Annotated in this window: 1 protein-coding gene and 1 pseudogene; both read right to left on the bottom strand. The window is 66.4% G+C overall.

All coding sequences use genetic code 11. The annotated features are described in order from the left end of the window. Positions 1 to 351 precede the first annotated feature (351 nt). Positions 352 to 591: a hypothetical protein gene (locus tag ACWEOZ_RS44215; protein ID WP_451916658.1), complete on the bottom strand. Its 240-nt coding sequence runs from the start codon at positions 589 to 591 to the stop codon at positions 352 to 354. A 181-nt stretch (positions 592 to 772) separates the two neighbouring features. Continuing rightward, a pseudogene (locus ACWEOZ_RS44210) lies at positions 773 to 1999 on the bottom strand (IS256 family transposase). Positions 2000 to 2261: the final 262 nt, after the last annotated feature.

Genomic DNA, 2261 nt, shown 5'->3' with positions numbered 1-2261 from the left:
ACGGCCTCCTGCCCGACGACCCCTACATCTTCCTCAGCAAGATCCCCGTGGACCGATTCCGCGTGCTCAAGACCGGCCCGCAGTCGCCTCAGACGCCGTTGACCGTCGTACCGTCCACGTGCGCCCGAATCGACGTCGTCGGCTGACGTTCCGGAGGTCTGTACAACGAACGGCACCTCTCTGTGCCAAGCCGTGGGCACCAGGGAGGTCTCCAACTTGTTGATCGGGTGGTGATAGATCGTGGCCCGCGAGGTGGGCGATCGAAGGCCCTCTCCGCCGACGAAGCCCGGGCCGCGCTGCGGGCTGTGACCGAACACCGCGACGACCTGGTCCGCACCGGCACTCAGACGGTCAACCGCCTGCAAAGTCCTGAGCCAGCTCGTCCCATTCGGCTTGCCCCCGCAAGCTGACCGCCGAGGCAGCGGCCGCCGCGTTGCGCACCGTCCAGCCGCGCGCCTTGTCGGCCCGCATCTTGCGGCGACTGGCCGCGAACTGCTGGCTGAGCCACGCCGGCTCGACCGCCACGCTCAGCGCTGCCGTCACGCCCAGCGGAACGACACTGATCGAGCTGCACGGCATCGGTGACGTCATGGCCGCGAAATTCTCGCCCGGACAGGCTCGGCCAGCCTGTTCCGATCCGAACCAGCGTCCGTCTCGTTCTGCGGAGTCGCGCCGATAGAGGTCTCAGCTGAACTATGCCCGGCACGTTCCGCTGGCGCCGGAAGCTCGATCTGGGACTGTCAAACGAACGGTTTAACTGCGGGTGTGAGGGCTACTTGCGGGCCGCCGTGAGGCGGCCTTCGAAGGTCATCTCGAAGGCGTTGAGGGCGGGTTTCCAGCGGATCGCCCACCGGCGGCGGCCGGTGCCGGTCGGGTCGAGACTCATGATCGCCAGGTAGACACATTTCAGTGCGGCTTGCTCGTTCGGGAAGTGCCCGCGGGCGCGGACGGCCCGGCGGATCCGGGCGTTGACACTTTCGATGGCGTTGGTCGAGCAGACGATTTTGCGGATCTCGACGTCGAAGCCCAGGAACGGCACGAACTCGGCCCAGGCGTTGTGCCAGAGCCTGATGATCGCCGGATACTTCTCACCCCAGGCCTGCGGGGAACTCGTCGAACCGGGCTTTGGCCGCGGCCTCGGTCGGTGCGGTGTAGACCGGCCGCAACGCTTTGGCGATCGCGTCGTAATGCTGCCGGCCGGCGTAGCGGAACGAGTTGCGCAGCAGGTGGATCACACAGGTCTGGACTATCGCCAACGGCCAGGTTTGCCCGATCGCGTCGGGTAAGCCTTTCAGCCCGTCGCAGACAACCATGCAGGCGTCCTCGACACCGCGGTTCTTCAGCTCGGTGAGCACGCTGAGCCAGAACGTGGCGCCTTCACCGCCGTCGCCGGCCCAGAGCCCGAGGATGTCGCGGGTGCCGTCGACGGTGACCGCCAGGGCGACGTAGATGGGCCGGTGGCGACTTTGCCGTCGCGGATCTTCACGTGGACCGCGTCCAAGAAGATCACCGGGTAGACGCTGTCGAGAGGCCGGTTCTGCCACTCGGCCATCGCGTCGAGGACCTTGTCGGTGATGGTGGAGATCGTCTGGCGTGACACCTCAGCGCCGTAAACCTCGGCCAGATGGGCCTGGATCTCCCCGGTGGTCAAGCCCTTGGCCGACAGTGAGATGACCATGTCCTCGACGCCAGTGAGCCGGCGTTGGCGTTTCTTGACGATCTGCGGCTCGAAGCTGCCATCACGGTCGCGGGGCACGGTGATCTCGACCGGTCCGACCTCGGTCAACACCGTCTTGGCCCGGGCGCCGTTTCGCGAGTTCTGGCCGTTCTTACCGGCCGGATCGCCCTTGTCATAGCCGAGGTGATCGCTGATCTCGCCGTCCAGCGCGGCCTCCACCACGCGTTTGGTCAGCTGCTGCAGCAGACCGCCTTCGCCGGTCAGCTGCAGGCCCGCTGCGCGGGCCTGCTCAACCAGCCGGGCCACCAGCTCGGCGTCCACCCCGCCGTCGGGATCCTTCTTCGCCACCGCGGGAGTATCCACGGCTGTCGTTGACTCTGTCACGGCATCGCTCCTTGATCAGGAGTTACACCGTTCGTTGTACAGACCCCTCGATCTCAGTGGAGGATTTCTATGCCGGCGCACGACGACGGGACGACCGTCAGTGGTGTGCTTGCCGTCTGCGACCCCGTCTTCAGGACCCGGAATCGGTCTACCGGGATCTGGTCGAGAGGGACATGAGGGTCGTCGGGCAGGAGGCCGG

The organism is Actinoplanes sp. NPDC004185 (genome assembly GCF_053603475.1).
Note: the sequence above shows the minus strand (reverse complement) of the source record. Positions and strands in the feature narration are given on the sequence as shown.

Excerpts from the sequence above, each read along its gene's own strand:
- ACWEOZ_RS44215 (WP_451916658.1), bottom strand. The coding sequence starts at position 591 with ATGACGTCACCGATGCCGTGCAGCTCGATCAGTGTCGTTCCGCTGGGC.